Origin of the sequence: Pseudofrankia sp. EUN1h (genome assembly GCF_001854645.1) — a bacterium.
GTDB lineage: Bacteria > Actinomycetota > Actinomycetes > Frankiales > Frankiaceae > Pseudofrankia > Pseudofrankia saprophytica.
In genome coordinates, this window is record NZ_MBLN01000034.1 from 1 (window position 1) to 2,145 (window position 2,145).

The 2,145-nt window shown below is 68.4% G+C and carries 2 protein-coding genes; both read left to right on the top strand.

Going from position 1 to position 2,145, the window contains the following annotated elements:
• Positions 1-234 precede the first annotated feature (234 nt).
• A complete protein-coding gene (locus BCD49_RS08180) occupies positions 235-1,365 on the top strand; it encodes an integrase core domain-containing protein (RefSeq protein WP_071041345.1) in 1,131 nt (376 codons plus the stop codon).
• A gap of 44 nt (positions 1,366-1,409) precedes the next feature.
• On the top strand, positions 1,410-1,919 hold the full coding sequence (locus tag BCD49_RS08185) for a tyrosine-type recombinase/integrase (protein ID WP_071041346.1): 510 nt from the start codon (positions 1,410-1,412) through the stop codon (positions 1,917-1,919).
• Positions 1,920-2,145: the final 226 nt, after the last annotated feature.

A 2,145-nucleotide genomic window follows, 5' to 3' on the forward strand; every position in this document is an offset into this window, starting at 1 on the left:
CTGCGGTGGTTTGCGGCCAGCCCCTGCATGGCCGACCACGGAGGATCCACCTCCATCTCCCGCACAGCACCGCTCCAGAACGGTCTCCGTCTACATCGGAGCCCTCCTTCGTGTTCGTGTCGCACTGCTTGCCGAAAAGTACATTCGGGCTGATCGGGACGGTCGCGGCCGATCCTGGGCCCTCCCGGTGCCTGGTGCCCGTCGGGGGCGGTGACTGCGGGAGGATCCCGCTTCGTGGTGCTTCGACTGACCTACCTCGGTGTCACGAACGTGTTCGCGCTGCTGCGCCTGCTGCCTCGCAGTGATCGTGACAAGGATGTCGAAATCCTCACATTGCGGCACCAGATCGCCGTGCTGCAGCGCCAGCTCGACGGCCAGCGGATCCGGTTCCAGCCCACCGACCGTGCGCTGCTGGCGGCACTCCTGCACGCGTTGYCCCGGCCAACGCTGCGCGGCCTGCACCTGCTGGCGCGTCCGGAGACCGTCCTTCGCTGGCATCGCAACCTGATCGCCCGCCACCACGCCGCCATCTCCCGCCCCCAGCGGCGCGGACGGCCTCGCACCGTGCGCTCGATCCGCGCCCTGGTGCTGCGCCTGGCCCGCGAGAACACCGGCTGGGGCTATCGGCGGATACACGGCGAGCTGGTCGTCCTCGGCGTCACAATCGCCCCGTCGACGGTCTGGGAGATCCTGCACCAGGCAGGCATCGACCCCGCACCCGCGCGGACCGCCACCACGTGGGCCGACTTCCTGCGCTCCCAGGCCAACGCGATCCTCGCCGTCGACTTCCTCGAGACGCAGACACTCACCGGCACGCGTCTGTACATCCTCGCGGTGATCGAACACGCCACCCGGCGCATCCGGATCCAGGGCGCCACCGCGCACCCCACCGCCGCCTGGGTAACCCAAGCAGCCCGTAACCTCGCGATGGACCTCCACGATGCCGGGTCGACCGCGTGGTACCTCATCCGCGACCGCGACGGCAAATACCCCGCTCTGTTCGACGCGATCCTCGCCGACGCAGGGATCACGGTCGTACTCAGTGGTGTCCGAGCCCCTCGGATGAACACGATCATGGAACGATGGGTCCGGACCTGCCGCCGAGAACTCCTCGACCGAACCCTGATCTACAACCAGCGCCACCTCCTACACGCCCTCCGCGCATACGAGGCTTTTTACAACACGCACAGGCCCCATCAGGGCATCGCTTACAACACGCACAGGCCCCATCAGGGCATCGCGAACGCCAGACCCCTGAACCCGCTGCCCGAACCGATCACCGACCCCGACCGGCTCACCCACCTCGACATCCGCCGGCGCGATCGCCTGGCCGGCATCCTGCACGAGTACGAACATGCCGCCTGACCAGCCCGGACGCGTTTATCGGCAGGTACAACGTCAGCAACCACATGCAGATCATCGCCCGCAACGTCGGCCTGTGCKCCACCCTGTCCACGGACGCACCGGCGGGGTCCCTGACGGTCGACGTCGGGCGCCGCCACACGGCCCCCGAGCGGACGTGGACGGTCTACCGCGACCGCGAACCGATCGGCCAGGTCACCGTGACCCGATGCGCCCGCCGCCGCGGCTCGGGCGCGACGCTCACCTTGTCCACCAGGCTCGGCCTCGACCTACGCAAGGGCGACGAACTCGGCGAGGACCTCCTGTCCCGACGCCGGCTGCACGACCTGCGGCACTCCTCCGCGTCCATCCAGCTCGACCAGGGCATCGACATCACCCTGGTCTCCAAACGGCTCGGCCACTCGTCCACGACGATCACCGGCACCCTGTATGCCCACCTGCTGCGATCCACTGGCCAACGGGCCGCCGAAACGGTGGCGAACGCGATCCCACGCCACGCGCAAGATCACGCCCACATCGCGCCCACAACGATCACCAACGAAAAAGACCGGCTCTAGGCCGGTCAGTTCCTGCAGGTCACGGGCCTRCAAACGGGTGCGCCGCCAGGGACTTGAACCCCGAACCCGCGGATTAAGAGAAGAGGRCGGGTCGTCCGCCGACGTCCGCAGCGGTCCGTGCGCGCYGCCCGTCCAACTGATCGATACCGTCGGCGTCCGCCACCGTCCAGCCCTCCTTGTCAGTCTCGGGTGAGACACCTGCTGGGTGCGGGTTGGCTACGGGGGG